The organism is Kitasatospora sp. NPDC056651, from assembly GCF_042792155.1.
Lineage (GTDB): Bacteria > Actinomycetota > Actinomycetes > Streptomycetales > Streptomycetaceae > Kitasatospora.
Genome location: NZ_JBHTWX010000049.1, coordinates 26479 through 49424, shown reverse-complemented (window position 1 = coordinate 49424; position 22946 = coordinate 26479). Strand labels below are relative to the sequence as shown.

Genomic DNA, 22946 nt, shown 5'->3' with positions numbered 1-22946 from the left:
CGGGGGATCCGGAGGCGGGGGCCCGGATTTCAGGGCGGGGGCATGGGTTGATGGACGGTCAGTCGCGATTCCCGCGGCAGCGGACGAGTTCCGGCGACGCCTACCGGTCCGGGCCGGTCCAGGGGCCGGTCAGTACGGGCACCGCCCTGCCGGGCGCACCGGCTCCGGGGTGTGCCCTGCACCGGCGCCTGCACCTCACGGTCGACCCGGCGGACCTGGTCGCGGTGGGTGCGGTCCGACTGCGGCTGCGCTCGGCGCTGAGCCACTGGGGGGTGCCGGAGCTGTCCGACACCGCCGAGTTGCTCTCCTCCGAGCTGGTCACCAACGCGCTGCTGCACACCGGCAAGGGCGCGGTGTTCGACGCGGTGCTCGGCTCGGACCACCGGCTGCGCATCGAGGTGCACGACGGCACCAGCAGACTGCCCGGTCGCCGGCGCGATCCGGAGGCCGAGTACGCGACCTCGGGGCGGGGCCTGCTGCTGGTCGAGGCGCTCGCGGACTCCTGGGGCGTGCAGCTGCGCGGCGACGGCAAGGTCACCTGGTTCGAGCTCGCCATGCCGTGAGACCCGCGGGCCCGCCTGTTCCGCCTCCGACCGCCTCCGACCGCCTCCGACTGTTCCCGGCCGGGTCCGGCCACGGCCACGGTCGCGGCCGCCGCCGTTCGAAGGGTCGTGCGATGGTTCGGAGTCGATTGATTCGCTGTCGAAGCAAGCCCTGAACAGAAGGCGGAACGGAAGATTTCCGGCCCGTTGGCATTGCCGCTGGGCCGAACATTGGCCAGGATGGTGGGAATGTGTGTCCACGTGCGGGAAGCAGCGGGGAGACCGAACCTCGACTGGTCACCGTCCGGCGCACCGTCCTATCCAGCACGACCCATCACCGCCACGCGGCCCGTCCGGACGGTCGGCCCGGTCCGCCACGGCAGCGGCAGGAGCAGCATGCCCACTGATCCCGAGTCGCCGGGGCCGGCGCTTCCGCCCGGCGCGGCGCCCGCCGTCGAGCCGCGCACGGCGCAACCGCGAACCCTGCGGCCGCGAACCGTGGAGCCCGGGACCGTGGAGCCCGGCGGTGTGGAGCCCGGAGCGGTGGGGTCCGGAACGGCGGAGCCGCGCGTCGCCGGGCAGCCGGGTGCCGTGGAACGGCGCACCTCCGGCCAGCCGGTGGCCGGCCCCACCACCGCCGGGACCGGCCGGGCCCGGCCGCCCGCCCAGTCCTCGCGCCGCGGCGCCGCGATCCGGCCGACCCCCAGCCTCGCCGCCGCCCGGCTCGCGCCGGTGCTGTCGGGCGGACTGCCGCCCGACACCGCGGACACCATGCCGGACTGGCTGGAGCCCGCGATGGCCGCCAACGGCATCGGCTCCTTCGACTGGGACATCCGCCGCGACGTCCTGGAGGGCGACCAGCGGGCCTGCGCGATCGTCGGCCTGGACGCCCTGGAACGCGGCCGCTTCGACCGCACGGCCGGCTCCTTCCTGGCCCTGCTGCACCCCGAGGACGCGCCCGTGGTGCGCCGCCGGGTCGAGCGCGCGGTGGCCGAGCTGGGCCAGTGCGGTGCCTACTACCGCACGGTCGGCGCGAACGGCATGCGCGCGGTGCGCTTCCGCGGCCGGGTGCTCGCCGACGCCTTCGGCCGGGCCTCCCGGATGGTCGGCTTCGTCTGGGACGCCACCGTCGAGCTGCACAAGCGCGACCACGCGGACCGGATGGCCATGCTGCGCGAGGAGCGCTCCCGGTTCATCAAGGAGGCGGCGCGCGCCCTCTCCGAGGCCGTCACCGTGCGTGACGTGGCCCGGGTGTTCACCGAGCTGCCGCTGCCCGGACTGCCGCCGGACGGCCTGGTGCTCGCCTCCTTCGAGGCCGGACGCACCCAGATCCTCGGCGCCTCCGGCTACCGCTCCGAGACGCTGGCGGTCTGGGACCGCACCGTGCTGCCGCCCGGCCACCCGGCCGCCGAGTCGCTGCGGCACCGCGCGCCGGTCTTCGTCTCGACCCGCGAAGAGCTGCGCGACGGCTACCCCGACGTGTGGGAGACGACCGTCCGCGGCGGCCGGGGCTCCTGGGCGTACCTGCCGCTGGTGGCCAGCGGCCGGGCGATCGGCGTCTGCGTGGTCAGCTTCGACGACGAGCGCGAACTGGACGCGGACGAGCGCACCCTGCTGTCCACCCTGGGCGGGCTGGTCGCCCAGTCGCTGGCCCGGGCGCGGCTGCACGACGCCGAGCACGAGCTGGCCGCCGGGCTCCAGCGGGTGATGCTGCCGCGCACCGTCCCGTCCGTCCCCGGCGTGACCACCTCCGTGCGCTACCTCGCGGCCGGCTCCGGCCTCCAGATCGGCGGCGACTGGTACGACGTGGTGCCGCTGCCCGGCGGGCACGTCGGCCTGGTGATCGGCGACGTCCAGGGCCACGACGTGCACGCCGCCGGGATCATGGGCCAGCTGCGGATCGCGCTGCGCGCCTACGCGGCCGAGGGCCACCCGCCCGCCGCCGTGATGGCCCGCGCCTCCCGCTTCCTCGCCGACCTGGACACCGACCACTTCGCGACCTGCACCTACGCCGAGGTCAACGTGGACTACGGGGTGGTCTACGCCGTCCGGGCCGGCCACCTCGACCCGGTGGTGCGCCGCGCGGACGGCACCGCCGCCGTGGTGCCGGTGGCGGGCGGGCTGCCGCTGGGCATCGACCCGGACCAGGAGTACCGGGTCACCCGGTTCAGCCTGGACCCGGGCGAGACGGTGCTGCTCTGCACCGACGGCCTGGTCGAGGCGCGCGGCATGGACCTGGACGAGGGCATCGCCCGGCTGACCCGGGCGCTCGCCCGGCCGCTGCCCGACGCCGCCCTGGCCGCCCGCGACCCGCTGGAGGAGCTGGCCGACCGGATCGCCTCCCAGGCCGCCGACTCCAACGAGCGCGAGGACGACATAGCGCTGCTGCTCCTGCGCTGGGACGGGCCGGCCGGCGGCCTGGCCGCCCAGCAGCTGCGCCGCAGGATCGGCCAGGCCGACCTGGCGCGGGTCGCCGAGGTCCGGGCCGAGCTGCGCGACGCGCTGCGCCGCTGGGGCGTGGCCGAGTTCATCGACACCGCCGAGCTGCTCTCCTCCGAGCTGGTCACCAACGCCATCCGGCACACCGACCGGGACGCCATGTTCACCGCCCGGCTCTACCGGGAGCCGGACGCGGACGGCGGTCGGGCCCGGCTGCGGGTCGAGGTGGAGGACGAGTCGGACCTCTGGCCGACCCGCCGGACGCCGGGGGAGCAGGCCTCGTCCGGGCGCGGGCTGATGCTGGTGGAGGCGCTGGCGGATTCCTGGGGCGTGGAGCCGCGCGGTTCGGGCAAGCGGATGTGGTTCGAGCTCAGCGGCACGGGGGTGGCGGCGGCCTGAGCCCCCGTCCGGGCCGGCCCCCGGGCCCGCCCGCCTCTCGACGGCGGACGGACGGACAGGTGGGCAGGCGGCCGGCGGACGGGCGTGGGTCAGCGTCGCGCGAGGCGCGGACAGCCGTCGCACATGTCCGCCGGTTCCGCCGTGTAGACGAGGCAGCAGCTCGCCCGGGACCGGTCCGGGCCGGGCGCGTCGTCGCCCGCGGCCGCCGGGGGCGCGAAGCCGGCGCCCGGGGTGAAGGGGGCGGGGCCCGGCCCGCCGTCCGTGCCGGGCGCCAGCAGCGCGGACAGTTCGGCGCGCGCCCGTTCCCGCTCCCCGAGCAGCCCGCCCGCGAACCAGAGCCCCTCCACCACCGCGTCGGTGGCCATCGCCCACAGCACCCGGGGCCCGCGCCGCGCCTCCGGGCCGAAGGCGGTCAGCACCGGAGCCAGGAAGGCACCCAGCGCGGACCGCAGTTCGGTGGCCAGCGCCGGTTCGTCCGGCACCGTCCGGGCCTGGCCGGAGCCGGCTGCCGGGTCCTCCGGCAGGCAGGTGAACTCCACCGTGCGGACGGTGAGTTCGACCCCGTCGGGGCGCCGGCGCAGTGAGACGTCGTCGAGGTCGAGCAGCGGGACGCGGCGCTCCAGGAGCCATGGCAGCGTGAACAGCAGCGAGACCGGCCAGACGAAGCGGTGCAGCCCGAACCCGGCCGCGACGTCCGGGCGCAGCGGCTGTCCGTAGCGGGCGAGGCCCCGTCGGGCGTCGTGGGCGATCAGTTCGCGCACCGCCTCGGGGCGGGTGGCGAGGTCGGCGGCGGGCAGCCAGCCTGCGCCGTCGCGGGGCGGGGCGCAGCGCACCGTCAGGACGGGGGTGAGCGCGGACAGCCGGTGGTACGAGGGGGCGCCCGGGGTGGCGGAGGCGGCGGCGGGAGCGGGGACGGGGGTGCGCGCCCCGGTGGTGCGGGGGGCGCGCGGCGCGGGGCCGGGCCGGGTGCTGCTCGCGGTCATGGGCGGCCCCATCGGGTCGAGCGGGGCGCCCATGGTCCGCCCGGCGGTGCCCGGTGGCGGTGGCGTACCGGACGCGGCCGGACCGGGGCATGGCGGTGCCCGGCAACGGCAAGGCTGACCCGGCCGGGGCACTGCTCGCCCCGGCCAGGTTAGCCTCACCTTAGCTGATTGCTCCCCCTCTCTCGCTCGCGATGCGCCCGTCCGGGGGAGGCCCCGGCGCGCGGGCGGCGCCCAGCTGGCGCGCGAGCCAGACCGGCACCCCGCCCAGCGCGGCCACCAGCCGGCTCGCCTCGGCGCGCAGCCGCGCGGCCTCGGCCGGTTCGGACACCTCGGCGAGCGCCGCGAGCGCCGGTGCCACCCCGACCGTGAAGCCGAGCTGCTCGCGCAGCCGCAGCGAGGCGTCGAAGCCCTCCCGGGCGTTGCCGCGGTCTCCGCGGGAGAGCGCCAGCGCGGCCAGGTGGCGCCAGGTGTACGAGCGCAGCAGTTCGTCCCCGCGCTCGCCGGCGCCGTCGTGCGCCCGGCGGTAGGCGATCCAGGCGGCGCTGCGGTCGCGCAGCAGGTTCTCGGCGACCAGCCCGCGCCGGAAGTCCAGCAGCGGGCGGCCCGGGGCGTCCGGCGGCAGCAGGGCCGAGGTGCGGCCGAGCGCGGCCTGCGCCTCGTCCAGCCGGTCCCGCGGGCCGAGCACGCTCGCCACGTACGCGAGGAAGCCGCGGGCGCAGGCGGCGGCCGCGCGCTGCTCGGTTCCGGCGGTCAGCGCCTCCGCCAGGCGCAGTGCCTGCTCCGCCTGGGTCCAGTGGGCCGCGGTGAACAGGCACTGCTCGATGAGGAGTTCGGCCCGTCCGAGGGCGGCGGCCGGGTCGTGTTCGGCGGCCGGTCGCAGCAGGTCGGCGGCCTCCTGCCAGCACCCCCGGGACCGTAGCCGCCACACGGTGTCACCCGGCTCCTCCGGTGCCGCCCGCCCCCGCCCGTCCGGGCCGCTCGGGTTCCATCCGTGCTCCGACAACGCCACCTCCTTGTGTGCGCCATCCGGCATGGGCACGGACCCACCCCTGGGGCCCCGCCGCCACGACCCGTGCACATCGCGACGGCGGGGCGAAAGGCCCGCGCTGTGGCGGCAATTCAACACGGGGGTGAGCTTGTGCACCAGATCACGAGCGAAGGTTGTTGCTTTCGGAGGAGAAATGATCTAGTGGAGCGGCCACGGCGGGGTCGCGGCGTGGTCCGGCGGGGCCGCCCGGTCGGTCAGGACGTCCAGCCGGTCTCCATCAGGGCCTCGGCGGCGCCGTTCGCGGGCTGCGGCACACCCGCCAGGTCCAGGCTGAACAGGGCGACCAGCAGCTGTTCGCCGCGCACGGTGGCCTGGTGCGAATAACCCGCGAGGGTGAACATCGCGGCGGCCATCTCCTCGGCGTGCAGGGTCTGGAGCCAGAGGCACTCGACCGACTTCACGTCGGCGGGCTCGGTCCAGGTGTCCACCTGGGCGACCATCCGGCTGCCCAGCAGGGTGACGCCGTCGCGTTCCTGGGCCTCGGTCAGCTCCAGGTCGTCGAAGCCGAGCCACTCCAGGTAGCGGGCGGCGGTGAACACCGCGTCCTGCGAGGTGCGCACCGGGTGCGGGCGGAACGGTGCGCGGTGGCGGAACGGGCGGGCGCGGCCGGCCGAGGGCGGTGCGGGCGGGGCCGGGGCCGGGGCGCTCGCCGGGTGGGCCGGGTACGGGCGGGCGGCCTGCGGGCCGGGGGCGGCGAGCGGGGCGGCGGTGCCGCTGCCCAGCCGGGTGGTGCGGTCCACCGGCAGCCGGACCGTGGCGCCGCAGTTGCAGGTGAACTCGGGCTGCGGCCACTGGTCGGAGCGGCCGCAGTGCGGGCAGCGCATGCTCAGCCAGGAGTCCTCCCAGGAACGGAAGCGCACCTGCACCGGCACCCCGCCGCGCAGCAGCGGCACCTTGAGCGAGGCGCCGCACGGACAGGGGAGGGAGGGCGGTTCGTAGAGGTGCTCGCGGCGGCAGGCGGGGCAGCGGATCGCCCGGGCGCCACCGCCGGGCCCCTGCCGCGTGGGGTCGTGTCCGGTGAAGTCGTCGGGCAGTCCTGCCATCGCGGGCTCCGTCCGTCGGTGTCGGGTGAAGTCGGGCGATTTCCATGCTCCCCGAAATATCCGGCGCCGGGCGCGGAATGGGGCAATCCTCAGGGTCGGATCAGGGAGTCCCGGCCGAACGGATGGGGGTGCGCTCCTTCCCGAGGGGGATGCCCGGCCGGGGCGGTCGGCCGGCGGACCAGCGGGCCAGGTCGGCGGGGGTGTCGAGGTCGTCCGGGGCGGCGACGTCGGCGCACTCGACCAGGACGAGCTCCGCCGGGTGGGCTGCCAGCAGGGTGCGGGCGCCGGCGTCGCCGCGGGCGCCCGCCGCCGCCTCGGCGAAGTGCCGGGCACCGATCAGCACCGGGTGCCCGCGCCGCCCGTGGTAGGCCGCCGCGGCCAGTTCGGCGCCCGCCCGGTGGGCGGCCAGCAGCCGGGCCACCGCGGCCGGGGTGACGCCCGGGGTGTCCACCAGCAGCACCAGCACCGCCGGGGTGCGCGGCGCCAGCGCGGCCAGGCCGGCCCGCAGCGAGGAGCCCATGCCCTGCGCCCAGTCCGGATTGCCGACCAGCCGGCAGCCCGGCAGGAACGCGGTGGAGCGGACCCGCTCGCCCTCCGCGCCCACCACCACCGTGACCTCCGCGCAGCCGCCGGCCCGGGCCACCGCCGCCGCGTGCTCCACCAGCAGTCCGCCGCCGTACCGGAGCAGGGCCTTGGGCCGCCCGCCGAGTCGCCGCCCGCCCCCGGCGGCGAGGACCAGGGCGGTGACCGGCCCGGTGACCGGCCCGGCGGCCGGGCCCCGGTCGGCGGGTGTGGGTCCGGCGGGGTTCGGAGCGGTGCTCTGCATGGGCCCAGCCTGCCCGTCCGGGGCCCCGGCGCGCACCCGGGCGGCCCGGCGCGGGAGCTGAGCCGGTGTGAGCTTCGACATGCTGCGGGGCCGTACGTGGCGTCGGCTTGACCTTCTCTTGGGGTGGCTGGTCTGCTGGTTCGCCGTCACCCCGCCCCTGACTCCGGGAGTTCTCCGTGCCCGCCCGCCGTACCAAGATGTCCGCTGCCACCGTGTTCCTGATATGCGCGCTCGCGCTGGTCGGGTGGCTGATCGGCGGCCGCGACCACAAGTCGTCCGACTCGAAGGCCGACGGCGGCACCGCCGCGCCCGCCGGGGGGAAGGGCACCAGCCCGCTGCTGAACCCGGACGGCACCAAGCCCGGCCTGGCGCCGCTGACCACCCCCGAGGAGCAGAAGGCCGGCCGGGACGTCATCGCCAAGGTCACCACCGCCGCCGTCGGCCCCAAGGACGGCTACGACCGCAACGAGTTCGGCCCGGCCTGGACGGACAACGTCGAGGGCGTCCCGTTCGGCGGCAACAAGTGCGACACCCGCAACGACCTGCTCGCCCGGGACGGCACGGCCGTCGAGCACAAGGACGGCTCGGACTGCACGGTCACCGCGATGACCATCTGGGACCCGTACACCGGCAAGACCGTCCAGTGGACCAAGCAGCAGGCCACCAAGATACAGATCGACCACGTGATGCCGCTCTCCTACGACTGGCAGATGGGCGCCAGCAAGTGGGAGAAGCTCAAGCGCGTCCAGATCGCCAACGACCCGCTCAACCTGATCCCCGCCGACGGCTCGCAGAACGCCTCCAAGGGCGACTCCGGCCCGGCCAACTGGCTGCCCGCCAACACCGAGATCCGCTGCGCCTACGCGGTGCGTTTCGCCCAGGTCTCGCTGAAGTACCAGCTGCCCGTCACCGAGGCCGACAAGAAGGCCATGCTCCAGCAGTGCGGCGGCTGACGAAACGTTAAATCACCGTCGTGAGAGGGCGGAGACCGTGCGCTCGGGGGCGGCCGGATGGTATTCGTGGGCAGTGGCCCCGATGATCTCCCGGTTCCCCCGGCCCTGGTTCCCCCGGCCCCGGTTCCCCCGGTTCCCCCGGATTCCCAGGCGTGCGCTGCCCGCCCTCGCGCTCGTGCTGCTCAGCGGCTGTACCGGCGGCGGTGACCGGCCGCCGCTGGACGGGCGGACCGCCGCCGCCACCGCCGCCCCGGCCCTGCGCGCCTTCCACGACCAGCGGATCGACTGGCGGCCCTGCCCCGACCAGGACGGCGCCGTCCAGTGCGCCACCCTCAAGGTCCCGCTGGACTACGCCGCCCCCGGCGGCCCCACCGTCGACGTCGCCCTCGCCCGGGTGCCCGCCGCCGACCGGCAGCGGCGCCTGGGCGCCTTGGTGCTCAACCCCGGCGGCCCCGGCAACTCCGGTACGGCGATGGTCCGGTGGGGCTGGCAGGGGTTCCAGGGGCCGCTGCACGACCGGTACGACCTGGTCGGCTTCGACCCGCGCGGCGCCGGCGACACCACCCCCGTCCACTGCCTGGACGACCGCACCCGCGACGAGTGGAACGCCACCGACGACCCCGGTTACGGCCACGGCAAGGTCCTCGCCGAGGCCTGCCGCGCCCGGCACGCCGACCTGCTGCCACACCTCGGCACCCGCGACACCGCCCGCGACCTCGACGTGCTGCGCGGCGCCCTCGGCGAACCCGAGCTCGACTTCCTCGGCTTCTCCTACGGCACCCACCTCGGCGCCCGCTACGCCGAGGAGTTCCCCGAGCACACCGGGCGGCTCGTCCTCGACGGCGCCGTCGACCACGGCACCGACCCGGGGCGGTTCGGCGTCGAACAGGCCGCCGCCGCCGAGGCCGGCTTCCGGGCCTTCGCCGCCGCCTGCGCCACCGAGGAGGGCGAGGCCTGCCCGCTCGGCACCGACCCGGCCGCCGCCCCGCAGCGCCTCGCCCGCTTCCTCGACGGCCTGCGCGAACACCCGCTGCGCGCCGCCGACGGACGCACCCTCACCGCGGCCCTCGGCTGGGACGCCGCCCTGAACCTGCTCGCCGACGGCCGCCGCTCCTGGCCCCGGCTGCGCGAGGCCCTCGGACCGGCCGTCACCGAGGGCGGCGCCGAGGGCCTGCTCGCCCTCGCCGACGAGGCCGACGGCCGCACCGAGGACGGCCACTACCGGACCGCCGCCGACGCCTTCGCCGCCATCTCCTGCGTGGACGGCCCGCCCACGCCCCCGGAGCCGGAACTGCGCGCGGACCTCGCCGAACTCGCCACCCGCGCCCCGCTGACCAGCGGACACGCCCCGGTCGGGATCCTGCTCGACCCGGACTGCCGCTCCTGGCCGTTCCGTTCGCCCGAGCCGGCGCAGGTGATCAGGGCGCCGGGCAGCCCGCCGATCCTGGTGATCGGCTCCACCGACGACCCGGTCACCCCGTACGCCTGGGCGCGGCGGCTGGCCGCCGGGCTGGAGCACGGGGTGCTGCTCACCCGGGAGGGCGGCGGGCACACCGCGTACGACAAGAGCGGCTGCGTCCGGGACGCGGTGGCCGGGTTCCTGGTGGACGGCCGGATGCCGGCGGCCGGGACGTCCTGCCCGTCCGACTGAGCACGCCGAAGGGGGCGCGCCGCGCGAACGCGGCACGCCCCCTCCGGCGTCACGGACCCGGGGTCAGGAGGTGGGGGCCGTCAGGTCGTAGAAGGTGGCCGAGCCGACCGTCTTCTCGGTGAAGTGGGACGCCACCCAGGACTCGATCAGGGCGGACTCGTTCTCCTGCCCGCCCTCGTCGCCGCTCGCGCCGCCGCCGAAGCCGCGGTGGGAGCCGCCGCCGACGAACCAGTGCACCTTGCCCTCCTGGACGTACTGCCGGAAGCCGGCCAGGGTCAGCGAGGGATCGGTGCCGTTGAAGCCGCCGAGGGCCATCACCGGCTCCCCGGTGGCGAGTTGGTAGCTGGCGGCGTTCTGCGAGCCGACCGTGGCGGCCGCCCAGGTGTAGTGGTCGGCGTTCTCCTCGAGCAGGGCGGCCGCCTCGTCGCTCACCTTGGTGCCGCCGAGCAGGCCGCCCATGCTGCCGACCAGTCCGCCCATGGCCTCGGGGACCTGCCCGCCCGGGACGCCGCCCGGGAAGCCGCCGGTGCCGGTGCCGCCGGTGCCGCGCTGGTGGCGGCCGTTGCCCGAGCCGTCACCGGTGCCGTCGTTGTTGCCCTGGCCGCCGCCCGGGAAGGCCTGCCCGCCGGGGAAGCTCCCGTCGTTCTGCCCGCCCGGGAAGCCCTGCGGGCCGCCCTGGCCGCCCTGACCCCCCTGCCCGAACCAGCGCCCGTTGCCGGTGCCCTGGCCGCCGCCCGGGAAGCCCTTGGCGCCCTTGCGCCCGCCGCCGCCCGGCCCGAACCCGCCCTGCACACCCGGCCCGGCGGTCACGATCGAGCCGCTGTGCGGAGTGTTCACGGTGTCCACCGCGTACGCCGCCGGACCGCCGAGCGCCGCCGCCAGGCCCACCAGGCCCGCCACCGAGGCGAGCCGTGCGCCCGTCCGCCCGGAGACCCGGCCGACGAACGGCCCGGCGCCCAGCGCGGCCGCCGCCGCCAGTCCGCCGACCAGCACCACCCAGCGCAGCCAGGGCAGGAAGTCCGAGCTGCGGCCGAGCAGCACGAACGCCCAGACCGCCGTCACCGCGAGCGTTCCGGCCAGCACCAGCGCCCAGGGCACCCGGTGCCGGGCCCGCCACAGCCCGTCCACGCCCATGCCGGCCAGCGCCGCGACGGCCGGGGCCAGTGCCACCGTGTAGTACTGGTGGAAGATCCCGGACATGAAGCTGAAGACCAGCGCGGTGGAGAGCAGCCAGCCGCCCCAGACCAGGAAGGCCGCGCGGGCGGTGTCGGTGCGGGTGTGGCGGCGGGTCGCCCAGAGGCCGACCAGCAGCAGGATCAGCGCGGCCGGCAGCAGCCAGGCGATCTGCCCGCCGATGTCGGTGCCGAACATCCGGGTCAGCCCGGTCTGGCCCCAGCCGCGCCCGCCGCCGCCGGGCATCGCGCCGCCGCGCGCCGCGCCGCCCGGCAGGTCGAGCCCGGCCGGCATCCGCCCGCCGCCGCCCACGCTGCCGCGCTCGTTGCCGTCGACCCGGCCGAGGCCGTTGTAGCCGAAGGTGAGCGAGAGGAAGCTGTTGTCCTGCGAGCCGCCGATGTACGGGCGGGCCGAGGCCGGCATCAGCTCGACGATCGCCACCCACCAGCCGCCCGAGACCAGCAGTGCCGCGCCGGCGAGCAGGGTCTGCCGCACCCGCCGCCAGAACCCGGTGGGCGCCGCGACCAGGTAGACCGCCGCGAAGGCGGGCAGGATCAGGAAGGCCGCCAGGGTCTTGGTGAGGAACGCCAGGCCGAACATCGCACCGGTGAACACCAGCCACCGGGTGCCCGCCGCCTCGATCGCCCGCACCAGCCCGTACGCGGCCAGCGTGAGCAGCAGCACCAGCAGCGCGTCCGGGTTGTTGAAGCGGAACATCAGCGCCGCGACCGGGGTGAGCGCCAGTGCGGCGCCCGCCAGCAGGCCGCCGAGCGGGGAGAAGCGGCGGCGCACCGTGGCGTACAGCACGCCGACGGTGGCCGCGCCCATCAGCGCCTGCGGGGCCAGGACCGACCAGGCGGAGAGGCCGAAGACCCGCGCCGAGAGCGCCATCGGCCACAGCGCGGCCGGGGGCTTGTCGACGGTGATGAAGCTCGCGGCGTCCGAGGAGCCGAAGAAGAAGGCCTTCCAGCTCTGGGAGCCGGCCTGGACGGCGGCCGAGTAGAAGGCGTTGGCCCAGCCGGAGGCGCTCAGGCCCCACAGGTAGAGGACGGCGGTCGCGGCCAGCAGCGCCAGCAGGGCCGGGCGCACCCAGCGCGGGTCGTCCGCGCGCCCGCGCCAGGCGCGGGCCGGGAGGGTGCGCAGCCGACCGGACCAGGAGGCCGGGCCCTTGGGGCCGGCGGGCGGCAGGGCCTGCTCGGGGAAGAGCGGCGCCGGGTCCGGCCGGACCGGGTCCGGTCGCGGCACCTCCGGCGGCGGGTAGTTCGCGGCCTCGGGCCACGGGTCGCCGGCCGGAGGGGAGTAGCTGCTCGTGGTCATGCGCCATACGGTCGGTGGCGCCTCTGAGAGAACCGTGAGACGGGGCTGTGAGGGGGGTGTGATCTGCGGAACGTCACGCCGACGGCGGTACGGCGAGGTGCCTGCCCAGCCACTCCAGGGCCGGGGGGATCTCCCGGGTCCAGGTGTGGAAGTTGTGGCCGGCCGTGTCCAGGGTGATGGAGGACATCGTGGTGGGGGCCTTGAAAGCGGCGATCATGGCCTTGGTCTCGTCGTGGTTGTTCTCGTCGTTCGCGGTGGTCAGCAGCAGGTTGACCGGGGCCGGCGGCTGGTTCTTCAGCCGCCACAGCAGGTCGTTCTCCTGCTTCAGCTGGGTGCTGCCGCCGAACAGGTCGCCGGTGGTCGGGTCGTGGGCCGCGCTGTAGTAGCCGGAGAGCGCGACCGCCGAGCGGTAGGCGTCGGGCTTGCGCAGCGCGAACTTGAGCGCGCAGTAGCCGCCGGTGGAGTTGCCGATCACCGCCCGGTTGGCGGGGTCGGTGCCGATCCGGTAGGTGGTGGCGAGGGCCTTGGGCAGGTCGCTGGTGAAGAAGGTCTCCACCTGGGGGCCGTTCGGCACGTCCACGCACTCGGTGTCCCGGTCGCCGACCAGGGTGGGGCGGGTCATCACCAGGACGGTCGGCGGCAGCTTCTTCTGTTCGATCGCCTCCAGCGTGGACGCCGGGTACTGCATCAGCGAGATCAGCTTCTCGGGGGTGCCCGGGTAGCCGGTGAGCACCAGGGCCATCGGGAAGTGCTGCTTGGCGTGGTCCGGCTGGAAGTACTGCGGCGGCAGGTAGACGTACGCCTCGGTGCTCAGGCCGCTGCCCGCTCCTTTGATGTCGACCTTCTGGATCAGTCCGGAGCGCTCCGGGTCCGAGCCCTGGGCGGAGTAGAACTTCTGCTCACCGGTGACGGCCACCCCGGAGGCGTTGGGCTGGTGGTCGACCACGGTGCCGAGGCCGCCGCTGGTGCCGAGCAGGTCGGTCCAGGAGCTGTAGAAGCCGAAGTAGCTGTTGGCGATCAGGCCCATCGCGGCCAGTACCGAGACCTGGGTGGCGAGGAAGGCGCCGATCCGGCCCAGCCAGGACTTCCACCCCTTGCCGCCGAACCGCGGCCAGAGCCACATGGTGGCGACGAAGACGGCGATCGCGAGGAGCGAGGTGATGATCTGGAGCGGGAGTCCGGTGAGGCTGAGCACGGGGCCGATCGTAGTTGACCTCCTGGGAGCTTCCTGAGTGCGGGCCCCGGGTTGGTGATCACGAGGTGATCGCTTGACCGTCCCATGACGCGGTCGGCGCGAGGTGCCGTCGCGCGCGGACGCCCGCGACCGGGGCGCGGAGCGGTCGATTCGCGCCACAACGGCGCGTCCGCGACGGCCAGTTCGGTCCGAACCGTTGACCCCTTGAAGTGACCATGGCACTTTCGTGCGGCGCGGACGTCGACGACCAGTCGTACACCCCGCGATCCCCCACAAGGAGAGCCATGTTCAAGAGACTTGTCGCGGTGGCCGGTACGAGTGCCGTCGTCGCGGGCGGGCTGGCCTTCGCCGCCGCCCCGGCGCACGCGGTCCAGGCGGCCGACCTGACCTCCACCATCGCCCTCAGCAACTGCTCGGCCTCGCTGGTCCGTTACCCCACCTCGGTGGACGGCGACCGCGCGCTGATGCTCACCAACGGGCACTGCCTGCCGAGCATGCCCTCGGCCGGCCAGGTCATCCAGAACACCACCGCCAGCCGCAGCGGCACCCTGCTCGACGGCGCGGGCAACAGCCTGGGCACCGTCCAGGCCGACAAGGTGCTCTACGCGACGATGACCGGCACCGACGTCGCGCTCTACCAACTCACCGACACCTACGGGTCGATCACCTCCAAGTACGGCGCCACCGCGCTGACCGTCAGCGACGCCCACCCGACCGACGGCGCGTCGATGTACATCCCCTCGTCGTACTGGAAGCAGGTCTGGAACTGCTCCGTCAACGGCTTCGTGCCCACGCTGCGCGAGGACCAGTGGACCTGGCACGACTCGCTGCGCTACAGCTCCGGCTGCAACACCACCCACGGCACCTCCGGTTCGCCGATCGTCGAGTCCGCCAGCGGGCGGATCATCGGCATCAACAACACCGGCAACGACGACGGCGCCATGTGCACCCTCAACAACCCGTGCGAGGTGGCCGCCGACGGCACCACCAAGGTCTACAAGGGGCAGAGCTACGGTGAGGAGACCTACTGGTTCACCACCTGCCTGAACCCCTCGACCCGGGCCATCGACCTCAACGTGTCCGGCTGCCTGCTCACCAAGCCGGCCGGCAGCGCCGTCTCGGTGTCCAACCCGGGCAACCAGTCCACCACGGTGGGCGGCGTGGTGAACCTCCAGATCAACGCCTCGGGCGGCACCGCCCCGCTGACGTACGCCGCGACCGGCCTGCCCGCCGGGCTGTCGATCAACTCCTCGACCGGCGTCATAGCCGGCACCGTCTCCACCGCGGGCAGCTCCAACGTGACCGTCACCGTGACGGACGCCGCGGGCAAGTCCGCCTCCACCGCCTTCGGCTGGGCCGTGTCCACCGGCGGCGGCAGCTGCACCCCGGCGCAGCTGCTGGGCAACGCGGGCTTCGAGACCGGCTCCGCCGCCCCGTGGACGGCGTCCAGTGGTGTGGTGGACAGCAGCGCCTCGCAGCCGGCCCACGGCGGTTCGTGGAAGGCGTGGCTGGACGGCTACGGCTCCGCGCGCACCGACTCGCTGTCCCAGACGGTGACCGTCCCGGCCGGCTGCAAGGCGACGCTGAGCTTCTGGCTGCACGTGGACACGGCGGAGACGTCGACGACCACCGCCTACGACAAGCTGACCGTGGCGGTCAACGGCACCACCCTGAAGACCTACTCCAACCTGGACGCGGCGGCCGGCTACCAGCAGCGGACCTTCGACCTGTCCGCCTACGCGGGCCAGAGCGTCACCCTGAAGTTCACCGGGACCGAGGACGCCTCGCTCCAGACCAGCTTCGTGATCGACGACACCTCCATCCAGACCAGCTGAACCGGCGATCTTGTGCCGCGCGGCCCGTCCCTTCGGGCCGCGCGGCCTGCTGTCGACAACTCCCTTGTACCGTCGGTGAGTTGGCTGCCGCACTCGGGCCCTGTCGTATGCTGGCCGGATGATCAAGCCGATTGAGCTGGTGATATTCGACTGCGACGGCGTCCTGGTGGACAGCGAGGTGATCGCCGTCCGGGTGGTGGTGCGGCTGGCGGCCGACATGGGCTGGCCGCTGACCGAGGCCGAGGTGATCGAGAAGTTCGTCGGGCGGTCGGAGGCGGCCTGCCACGCGATGGTCGCCGAGCGGCTGGGGGAGGAGGCCGCGACGCTGTACGACAAGCGCTTCCGGGAACTGCACGCCGAGGCGGTGGACGCCGGACTGACGCCGGTGGCCGGCCTCCCGGAGGCGCTGGACGCGATCACCCTGCCGACCTGCGTGGCCTCCAGCGGCACCCACGAGAAGATGCGCCACACCCTGGGCCGGACCGGCCTCCACGACCGTTTCGCCGGGCGGATCTTCAGCGCCACCGAGGTCGGGCGCGGCAAGCCCGCCCCGGACCTCTTCCTGCACGCCGCGCGGACCATGGGCGTCGACCCGGCGGTCTGCGTGGTCGTCGAGGACAGCAACCCCGGCGTCCGGGCCGCGCGCGCCGCCGGGATGCGCTCGCTCGGCTACGCGGGCGGCGTCACGGCCGCCGAGCGGCTGGCCGGGCCGGACACGGTGGTCTTCGAGGACATGCGCGAGCTGCCCGGCCTGATCGCCGCCGGAGCGGTGCGTCGCGGGTAATTCGCTTGCCGGGCCCGGTTCGTGGGTGACAGGGTCGGTCGCCATGACGGCCTCACCCAGGATGCACCCCGACGAACTGGACATCGACGAGGCACTGGTGCGGCGGATGGTCGCCGAGCGGTTCCCGCGGTGGGCCGGGCTGCCGGTCGAACCGGTGGCGTCGGTCGGGACCAGCCACGCGATGTACCGGCTGGGTGCCGAGCTGGTGGTGCGCGTCCCGCGCACCCCGGGGTCGGCCGGGGAGATCGACCGGGAGGAGCGCTGGCTGCCGCGCCTCGCCCCGCACCTGCCGGTCCCGGTGCCGGTCCCGCTGGCCGTAGGCGGGCCGGTCGACGGCTGCCCGTGGTCCTGGGCGGTGCTGCGCTGGCTCGACGGGGCGAACCCGGTCGTCGGCGATCTCGCCCGACCCGCGCTGCTGGCCGAGGACTTGGCCGCCTTCGTGACCGCCATGCGCCGACTGGACCCGACCGGCGGCCCGGCCTCCTACCGCAGTGAGGCGCTGGCGGACCGGGACGCGAACGTCCGGAAGGCGGTCGCCGCGGTGGCGGACGTCATCGACGCCGAGGCCGCGACCGCCGCCTGGGAGGAAGCCCTCAAGGCCCCCGAACACCCGGGCCCCCCGGTCTGGATCCACGCAGACCTCCAGCCCGGCAACCTGCTGGTGTCCCCGGACGGCCGCCTCGGCGCCGTCATCGACTTCGGCTGCGCGGGCCTGGGCGAACCGGCGGTCGACCTGATCCCCGCCTGGTACGTGCTGCCCGCCTCGGCCCGCGCGGCTTTCCGCACGGCCGTGGCCGCCGATGACGCGACGTGGGCCCGAGCCCGCGGCTGGGCCCTGTCCGTCGCCCTGATGGAGGTGGCCTACTACCGGAACAGCAACCCGAGGATGGCCGCCACCGCCCGCCACGTGACCGCCGAGGTCCTCGCCGACCACGCCTCCCCGTCCGGCGGCGGCCGGCGATAGGGGAACCGCCGGCGTCGGTGCCGGTGCCGGTGCTGGGGCCGGCGCTGGAGCCGAGGCCCGGTGGCGCTCAGCCGCGCTCGCGGGGCACCCGGTGCTGCCACTCCCGGGCGAACACCACCGACCCCGCCTCCAGCGCCCGCAACTGGATGACGCTGATGAAGTGCCCGGCGTCGCAGCGCAGTTGGGTTCGGGTCTGGACGGTGACGTCCCAGCCGATGTCGGGCCGCTCCAGCCGCACGGTGTGGTCGGTGCGGGCCTGGGCGCTGAGCGGGGCGCCGGTGAGGACCCGGTACGCGGTGACGGTGTGCTCGTCGCGGACCAGGCCGTCGGGGTGGGTGCGGCTGCCGTCGGAGGCGGGGGAGCGCTCGGTGCGCCACTCGTGGCGGCCGATGTCGTGGACGGTGACGTGCTCGGGCCGGGCGGTGAGCGGCTCGGTGAGGTGGATGTCGAGCGGTTCGGGCAGCTCCGGCCGCTCGAAGGTGACGGGCGGCGCGCCCGCGTCGGCGGCCAGGTGGCGCACCGGCAGGCTCAGCGTGGAGCGGGACGGGTCGACGCCGTACCCGGTGTCCTCCGCCCGCGGCCACACCCAGGGCCAGTAGACCGAGGAGAGGGCGAGCCGCAGCCGGTGCCCGGCCGGGAACGTCCAGGCGCAGGCGGCCAGTTCCACGTCGGCGTCCGGCCCGTCGGCGGCCAGGACGCCCCGGGTGACCAGCTCCGAGGTGCCGTCCGGGCCGACCGAGCAGAGCCGCACCGCCACCTGGGCGGGTGTCCCGTCCTCGCGCGGCCGCAACCGCAGCCGTACGGTCGGGATGCCGAGCAGTTCGACCGGTTCGGGCAGCGGCTGGGAGTCGAAGCAGACCGAGCGGCCGTCCTCCTCGCGCTGGTCGGGCGGCTGGTCGGCGGGGCGGCCGTGCGGGACGTAGGCACCGGAGTCGAGGCCGGTGTGCTGTGGGGAACGGACCGTGGCGTAGCGGTCGTCGGCGGCGGTTCCGGCGCTGCGCAGCGGCCCGTCCAGGCCGTAGTGGATCTCCCGGACGTCGGGGGAGGGCCAGGCCTCGTCGCCGGTCCAGCGGGTGGCGAGCCAGCTGCGCAGGGCGGGTTCGGCGAGGGCGCCGGTGTCGGCGCCGCGCAGCCAGTGGTCCCACCAGCGCAGGGTGTCGGGCAGGGCGTCCTCGGGCAGGCCGTGCGGCCAGGGGCCGATCAGGGCGCGCGCGGTGGGGGACTCGGCGAGCAGGCGCAGGACGAAGGAGCAGGACGGGTCGCCCCAGCCGGCCACCGCGAGGACCGGGACGGACACCGGGACGCTGGACTCGCCGGGGGCGAGCCACTCCTCGACGGGCGGGGCCAGCGACTCCAGCCGGGCCAGCCACCCGGCCCGCCAGGCGTCGCCGACGTGGCGCGGGTCCGGTGGCAGGGCGGCGTCGGCGACCAGGGCGGTGAGCCGGTCGTGCAGGCCGGCGGCGAGCACGGCCCCGCCGAGCCGCAGGCCCCCCTCGGGGCAGGCGGCGGCCACGGCGCCGACGACCTCGGGCGTGCGGGCGGCGAGCCGCAGCGCGGTGGTGGCGGCGGCGCCGACGCCGAGCAGGCCGAGCCGGCCGTTGCACCAGGGGCGCCGGGAGAGCCAGTCGACCACGGCGGTGCCGTCGGCCAGCTCCTGGGCGCCGCCGGGTGCGCCGGGGGTGCCGTCGGAGTTGCCGTGTCCGCGGGTGTCGACCCGGACGGTGGCGTAGCCGTGGCCCGCGAACCAGGGGTGGCGGCGGGCGTCCTCGGCGGCGGTGCGGTCGCCGAGGCGCCCGCCGGAGTACTCCAGCAGGGCGGGGCCGGGTTCGTCGCCGACCGGCCGCCACAGCCGCGCGGCGAGCCGGGTGCCGTCGGGCAGCGGGATGCGCAGGTCCTCGCGGGTGGTGCGGTAGGCGTAGGACGGCATGGCCGCTCCCATCGGTCCCGGGCGTCGGTAATCCGACAGTAGGGGAGGGAGCGGCCACGTGCCCGGTGAGCGGAGCCCCCGGTGAGCGGAGCTCCGGCGCGCGGGCCCCGGTGAGCGGAGCCCCGATGCGCGGGGCCCCGGCGCGCGGGCCCCGGTGGTCAGGCCTTGCTCAGCCAGGCGGTGGCGTTCAGGGCGAGGGCGGCGTTGGTGCCCGCCGGGTCGTCCCAGCCGTTGTAGAGGGTCTTGCCGGACTGGCCGGTGCCGTCGTCGATGGCGGAGCTGTCGCCCCAGACCGCGACCCGGCCGGAGCCGAAGGTGCTGGTGACGAAGAAGGCGCCGGTGTTGCCGCTGTAGCCGGTCCGGTAGACCAGGCCCTTGACGTTCGGGTTGTCGGCGGGCTTGAGGGTGAAGGTGGTGCCGTTGCGCAGGATCGATCCGGTGACGGCGCCGAAGGGGCCGTGCAGCACCGGGTCGGCCGGGTCGTTGACCGCGCGCGGGTTGTCGGTGGTGATGTTGAGCAGGTCGACCGAGAAGCCGAAGGGGTCGTTGTTGTCGACCCCGTTGTTGGTCAGCAGGTCGTTGATGATCTTCGGGGAGTCCCAGCCGTCGTTGTTGCGGTCGCTGTTGAGGTGGTCGGAGACCAGGAACAGGCCGCCGCCGTTCTTCACGAAGTTCATCAGCGCCGTCTTCTCGCTCGCGCTCAGCCGGATGTTCGGTTCCGGGACCACGAAGGTGTCGAAGTTGGCGAGGTCGAGCGCGGCACCGGTGCCGTAGCTGATGGTGGAGCCCGCCGGGAGGGTCTTCAGGCTGTACTGGCCGGTCTTCTGGAGGGCGACGCCCCAGGCCGAGAGGGCGCCGGTCCAGCTCTTCTCGGTGGTGGGGTTGGCGTTCTGGGCCAGCGGGTCGGGCTGGCTGGTGCTGATGATCCAGTCGGCGTTGCCCGCGGTCTCGGCCTTGCTGTTGTCGAACAGCACCCGGTGCGGGGTGGCGCTCACCGCGGCGGCCTCGGCGCGGGTCGGGGCGGCGGTGGCGGTGGTCGGGATGGTGAGACCGGCCGCGAGCAGCGCCGCGCCGGCCAGGGCCGCAGCGGTTCGAATACGGATCGTCATGTGCCGTTCCTTCGTGGGGAGTTGGAAGTCGGCGCCCGAGTTTTCGCGCGTAGAACGGGAGTATCCGCGCGTAGAGCCCGCACTGAAAGCCCCCGGAGGTTACGAGGCGTTGTACGGGTCGTGACGATCTCCGCGGCGCGCCGTGAAGCGGGGGGAGACGCGGGAGCGGACGCGAGCGGAGAAGCGGGGGAGGCGAATCCGTAATTGCGCATGACTTGCAACTGCGCACATCGAGGCGGAAAGATGGCCCAGCTTCGACCACCCGAACGAAAGGACAAGACGATGACCGCCCCCCGCTGGCGGGACCGACTCACCCGGGAGGAATGGATCCGCCTCGCCGGAATGGGCGGATTCATCCTCGCGCTGCACGTCATCGGGTGGTTCACGCTGCTCGCGCTGGTCGAGCCCGAGCACTACACCGTCGGCGGACAGGTGTTCGGCGCGGGCATGGGCCTGACCGCCTACACCCTCGGCATGCGGCACGCCTTCGACGCCGACCACATCGCCGCCATCGACAACACCACCCGCAAGCTGATGGGCCAGGGCAAGCGGCCGCTGTCGGTCGGCTTCTGGTTCTCGCTCGGGCACTCCTCGGTCGTCTTCGGCCTCTGCGCGCTGCTGGCCTTCGGCATCCGCTCGCTGGCCGGCCAGGTGGAGTCCGACGACTCGACGCTGCACGAGATGACCGGCCTGATCGGCGTCACCGTCTCCGGCACCTTCCTGCTGCTGCTCGGCCTGATCAACCTGGGCGCCTTCAACGGCATCCTCAAGGTCTTCCGCCGGATGCGCCACGGCGAATACGACGAGGCGGAGCTGGAGCGCCAGCTGGAGCGGCGCGGGCTGATGAACCGCATCCTCGGCCGGGTCACCAGGGCCGTCACCAAGCCCTGGCACATGTACCCGGTGGGCCTGCTGTTCGGCCTGGGCTTCGACACCGCCACCGAGGTCTCGCTGCTGGTGCTGGCCGGCGGCGCGGCGGCCTTCTCGCTGCCCTGGTACGCGCTGCTCACGCTGCCGATCCTGTTCGCGGCCGGGATGAGCCTGCTGGACACCATCGACGGTTCGTTCATGAACTTCGCGTACGAGTGGGCCTTCTCCAAGCCGGTCCGCAAGATCTACTACAACCTGACCGTCACCGGGCTGTCGGTGCTGGTGGCGCTGGTCATCGGCTCGATCGAGCTGATCGGCCTGCTCGGGGAGAAGCTGGACATCACCAGCGGACCGGTCGCCTGGATCGGCGGGCTGGACCTCAACTTCGTCGGCTACGCGATCGTCGGGCTGTTCGTGCTCACCTGGGCGGCGGCGATCGCCTACTGGAAGTTCGGCAACGTCGAGGAGAAGTGGTCGGCCGGGCTGGCCGCCGGCACCGCCGCGGCGGGCGCCGCGAAGCCCGAGTAGGGCGGGCGGGGACGCGCGGCCGAGGGGCCGGTGACCGGGAATCCGGTCGCCGGCCCCTCGGGGCTTCCCGGGGCGGTGCCCCGGCACTACTTCAGCGCGGCGAGCACCGCCTGCGCCATCACCTGCTCGCCGGTCGCGTTCGGGTGGAACGGCACGGCGGGCGAGCCCGGCAGCGCGCCCTCGATCCAGCGGTCGCCCGAGCAGACGTCGTGCCCGAGCGTCGGCGTGGCGGTGTCCACGTAGGTCGCGCCGTTCGCGGCCGCGGTGGACTTCATGGCGGCGTTCAGCTTGTCGAGCACGCCGTGCAGGTACGCGACGTCGCCGGGCGTCACCGGCTGGCGCAGCACGCACCGGGACCCGTCGGCGGGCAGCACGGACGGGTAGCCGACCAGCAGCACCCGGGCCCCGGGCGCCTTGGCGTGGATGCGCTGGAGGGTGTCGGCCAGCTGCGGGGCGATGGTGGTGCGGATCCGCTCCGCCAGGTCGTCGTTGCCGTACCGCCAGGACAGGGTGCCCAAGTCCCAGTAGCCGTGGTTGTAGACGTCCCGGCAGGGCGTGCCGAGCGGGTTGACGACGGCGCCGGCGACGCAGGTGGCGACCAGTTCGGCGAGGCCGAGGTCGCTGGCCGCGAGGTCGTTGCCGCCGATCCCGAGGGTGACCAGGTCGGTATCGGCGCCCACCGAGTCCAGTTGCGGGTCGTTGACCCTGATGACCGCGTCGTACTGGGGCTGCGTCATCGCCTTGATCTTGGCCGCGGAGCAGGTGACGTCGGTGTACGTGCCGGCCTTGAGGGCGCCGGCGACCAGGTGGCCGTAGTTGTGGTCGGAGCGCAGGCACAGGCCGCCCGACTGGCCGGGCACCCCGGCGCCGGCGGCGTAGGAGTCGCCGAGCGCCACGTAGTGCCTCGGGGCCGGGGTGACGGCCTGGGCGGTGGTGGAGGTGAGCGCCAGCGCGGCGCCCAGGGACACGGCGGCGAGCGCGGTGGAATTCCGGAGGCGGCGGAATTTCCGGGCAGGGCGGAGCACGGTTCCTCCTGGGGGAGAGAAACGACGGGTGGGGGTCGTGCCGAGCCGGGCCACAGCTACTCGCAGGTAAGTTACTGCCGCGTCTGCCGGTCGTCCATGGTGTGCGCGGAAATTGCCGACATTCCGTCAGGCGTGCCGGTGTGGAATTCCGGATTACGCTCCACCGGGTATCGCGGGTTTCCCCCGTGCGGGTATCGGCGGCGATTTCGAAACGGCCTGGAGCGGAATTCCCGCCGGGAGCCGGCGCGCCGAACAGTGGTGCGCCGGACGGTGGTGCGCCGGACGGTGGTGGGGGGCCCCCCCCGGGGGGGCGGCCCCCCCCGCGCCGGCCCCCG

At 74.7% G+C, this 22946-nt stretch carries 15 protein-coding genes and 3 pseudogenes; 9 read left to right on the top strand and 9 right to left on the bottom strand.

Translation table 11 applies throughout. The features are described from left to right. Positions 1-50 precede the first annotated feature (50 nt). Together ACFRAR_RS20295 and ACFRAR_RS20290 are read left to right on the top strand one after the other, a co-directional pair. A complete protein-coding gene (locus ACFRAR_RS20295) occupies positions 51-563 on the top strand; it encodes an ATP-binding protein (protein ID WP_380699500.1) in 513 nt (170 codons plus the stop codon). A 522-nt stretch (positions 564-1085) separates the two neighbouring features. Further along, positions 1086-3380 (top strand): SpoIIE family protein phosphatase, encoded by a 2295-nt coding sequence (locus ACFRAR_RS20290; RefSeq protein WP_380699499.1) that lies wholly within the window; start codon positions 1086-1088, stop codon positions 3378-3380. 89 nt (positions 3381-3469) lie between these two features. Here ACFRAR_RS20290 and ACFRAR_RS20285 read toward each other — a convergent pair whose 3' ends face one another. The 4 genes from ACFRAR_RS20285 to ACFRAR_RS20270 all read right to left on the bottom strand — a co-directional run bounded on the left by ACFRAR_RS20285 (position 3470) and on the right by ACFRAR_RS20270 (position 7280). Then, on the bottom strand, positions 3470-4363 hold the full coding sequence (locus ACFRAR_RS20285) for a (2Fe-2S)-binding protein (protein WP_380699498.1): 894 nt from the start codon (positions 4361-4363) through the stop codon (positions 3470-3472). A 160-nt stretch (positions 4364-4523) separates the two neighbouring features. Continuing rightward, on the bottom strand, positions 4524-5396 hold the full coding sequence (locus ACFRAR_RS20280) for a hypothetical protein (protein ID WP_380699497.1): 873 nt from the start codon (positions 5394-5396) through the stop codon (positions 4524-4526). Positions 5397-5605: 209 nt separating this feature from the next. Further along, positions 5606-6454 carry a hypothetical protein gene (locus tag ACFRAR_RS20275; RefSeq protein ID WP_380699496.1) on the bottom strand — a complete coding sequence of 283 codons (849 nt, stop codon included), beginning with the start codon at positions 6452-6454 and terminating at the stop codon, positions 5606-5608. A gap of 100 nt (positions 6455-6554) precedes the next feature. Continuing rightward, positions 6555-7280, bottom strand: a complete 726-nt coding sequence (locus ACFRAR_RS20270; RefSeq protein WP_380699495.1) for an NTP transferase domain-containing protein — start codon at positions 7278-7280, stop codon at positions 6555-6557. Between the two features lie 197 nt (positions 7281-7477). On the opposite strand from ACFRAR_RS20270, the gene ACFRAR_RS20265 reads away from it, so the two are divergent. Continuing rightward, complete coding sequence (locus tag ACFRAR_RS20265; RefSeq protein WP_380699508.1) at positions 7478-8233, top strand: HNH endonuclease family protein; 756 nt, start codon at positions 7478-7480, stop codon at positions 8231-8233. Between the two features lie 82 nt (positions 8234-8315). After that, a complete protein-coding gene (locus ACFRAR_RS20260; RefSeq protein WP_380699494.1) occupies positions 8316-9884 on the top strand; it encodes an alpha/beta hydrolase in 1569 nt (522 codons plus the stop codon). Positions 9885-9947: 63 nt separating this feature from the next. Here ACFRAR_RS20260 and ACFRAR_RS20255 read toward each other — a convergent pair whose 3' ends face one another. Then, positions 9948-12374, bottom strand: coding sequence for a glycosyltransferase family 39 protein (locus ACFRAR_RS20255; RefSeq protein WP_380699493.1), 2427 nt, complete (start codon positions 12372-12374; stop codon positions 9948-9950). A 73-nt stretch (positions 12375-12447) separates the two neighbouring features. Beyond that, positions 12448-13569 carry an alpha/beta hydrolase gene (locus ACFRAR_RS20250; RefSeq protein WP_380699492.1) on the bottom strand — a complete coding sequence of 374 codons (1122 nt, stop codon included), beginning with the start codon at positions 13567-13569 and terminating at the stop codon, positions 12448-12450. Between the two features lie 215 nt (positions 13570-13784). Between ACFRAR_RS20250 and ACFRAR_RS20245 the strand changes: the two are divergent. The 4 genes and pseudogenes from ACFRAR_RS20245 to ACFRAR_RS20230 all read left to right on the top strand — a co-directional run. Further along, positions 13785-14471 (top strand): annotated as a pseudogene (locus ACFRAR_RS20245) (trypsin-like peptidase domain-containing protein); the annotation flags it as partial. Between the two features lie 204 nt (positions 14472-14675). Beyond that, a pseudogene (locus ACFRAR_RS20240) lies at positions 14676-15404 on the top strand (putative Ig domain-containing protein); the annotation flags it as partial. 118 nt (positions 15405-15522) lie between these two features. Further along, positions 15523-16188: an HAD family hydrolase gene (locus tag ACFRAR_RS20235; RefSeq protein ID WP_380699491.1), complete on the top strand. Its 666-nt coding sequence runs from the start codon at positions 15523-15525 to the stop codon at positions 16186-16188. 43 nt (positions 16189-16231) lie between these two features. Beyond that, on the top strand, positions 16232-17152 hold the full coding sequence (locus ACFRAR_RS20230) for an aminoglycoside phosphotransferase family protein (protein ID WP_380699490.1): 921 nt from the start codon (positions 16232-16234) through the stop codon (positions 17150-17152). Positions 17153-17219: 67 nt separating this feature from the next. Here the strand turns inward: ACFRAR_RS20230 and ACFRAR_RS20225 are convergent, their stop codons facing one another. Together ACFRAR_RS20225 and ACFRAR_RS20220 are read right to left on the bottom strand one after the other, a co-directional pair. Then, positions 17220-19079: a CocE/NonD family hydrolase gene (locus ACFRAR_RS20225; protein ID WP_380699489.1), complete on the bottom strand. Its 1860-nt coding sequence runs from the start codon at positions 19077-19079 to the stop codon at positions 17220-17222. A gap of 161 nt (positions 19080-19240) precedes the next feature. Then, positions 19241-20188: pseudogene (locus ACFRAR_RS20220) on the bottom strand (hydrolase); the annotation flags it as partial. 282 nt (positions 20189-20470) lie between these two features. Here ACFRAR_RS20220 and ACFRAR_RS20215 point away from each other — a divergent pair. Next, positions 20471-21586 (top strand): HoxN/HupN/NixA family nickel/cobalt transporter, encoded by a 1116-nt coding sequence (locus ACFRAR_RS20215; protein ID WP_380699488.1) that lies wholly within the window; start codon positions 20471-20473, stop codon positions 21584-21586. An 86-nt stretch (positions 21587-21672) separates the two neighbouring features. Here the strand turns inward: ACFRAR_RS20215 and ACFRAR_RS20210 are convergent, their stop codons facing one another. Beyond that, the gene (locus ACFRAR_RS20210; protein ID WP_380699487.1) at positions 21673-22611 is read right to left on the bottom strand and encodes an SGNH/GDSL hydrolase family protein; all 939 of its coding nucleotides are present in this window, start codon (positions 22609-22611) and stop codon (positions 21673-21675) included. Positions 22612-22946 lie beyond the last annotated feature (335 nt).

Excerpts from the sequence above, each read along its gene's own strand:
- ACFRAR_RS20295 (WP_380699500.1), top strand. The coding sequence starts at position 51 with ATGGACGGTCAGTCGCGATTCCCGCGGCAGCGGACGAGTTCCGGCGAC.
- ACFRAR_RS20275 (WP_380699496.1), bottom strand. The coding sequence starts at position 6,454 with ATGGCAGGACTGCCCGACGACTTCACCGGACACGACCCCACGCGGCAG.
- ACFRAR_RS20270 (WP_380699495.1), bottom strand. The coding sequence starts at position 7,280 with ATGCAGAGCACCGCTCCGAACCCCGCCGGACCCACACCCGCCGACCGG.
- ACFRAR_RS20265 (WP_380699508.1), top strand. The coding sequence starts at position 7,478 with ATGTCCGCTGCCACCGTGTTCCTGATATGCGCGCTCGCGCTGGTCGGG.
- ACFRAR_RS20255 (WP_380699493.1), bottom strand. The coding sequence starts at position 12,374 with ATGACCACGAGCAGCTACTCCCCTCCGGCCGGCGACCCGTGGCCCGAG.
- ACFRAR_RS20260 (WP_380699494.1), top strand. The coding sequence starts at position 8,316 with ATGATCTCCCGGTTCCCCCGGCCCTGGTTCCCCCGGCCCCGGTTCCCC.
- ACFRAR_RS20225 (WP_380699489.1), bottom strand. The coding sequence starts at position 19,079 with ATGCCGTCCTACGCCTACCGCACCACCCGCGAGGACCTGCGCATCCCG.
- ACFRAR_RS20285 (WP_380699498.1), bottom strand. The coding sequence starts at position 4,363 with ATGACCGCGAGCAGCACCCGGCCCGGCCCCGCGCCGCGCGCCCCCCGC.
- ACFRAR_RS20280 (WP_380699497.1), bottom strand. The coding sequence starts at position 5,396 with ATGCCGGATGGCGCACACAAGGAGGTGGCGTTGTCGGAGCACGGATGG.
- ACFRAR_RS20235 (WP_380699491.1), top strand. The coding sequence starts at position 15,523 with ATGATCAAGCCGATTGAGCTGGTGATATTCGACTGCGACGGCGTCCTG.
- ACFRAR_RS20230 (WP_380699490.1), top strand. The coding sequence starts at position 16,232 with ATGACGGCCTCACCCAGGATGCACCCCGACGAACTGGACATCGACGAG.
- ACFRAR_RS20215 (WP_380699488.1), top strand. The coding sequence starts at position 20,471 with ATGACCGCCCCCCGCTGGCGGGACCGACTCACCCGGGAGGAATGGATC.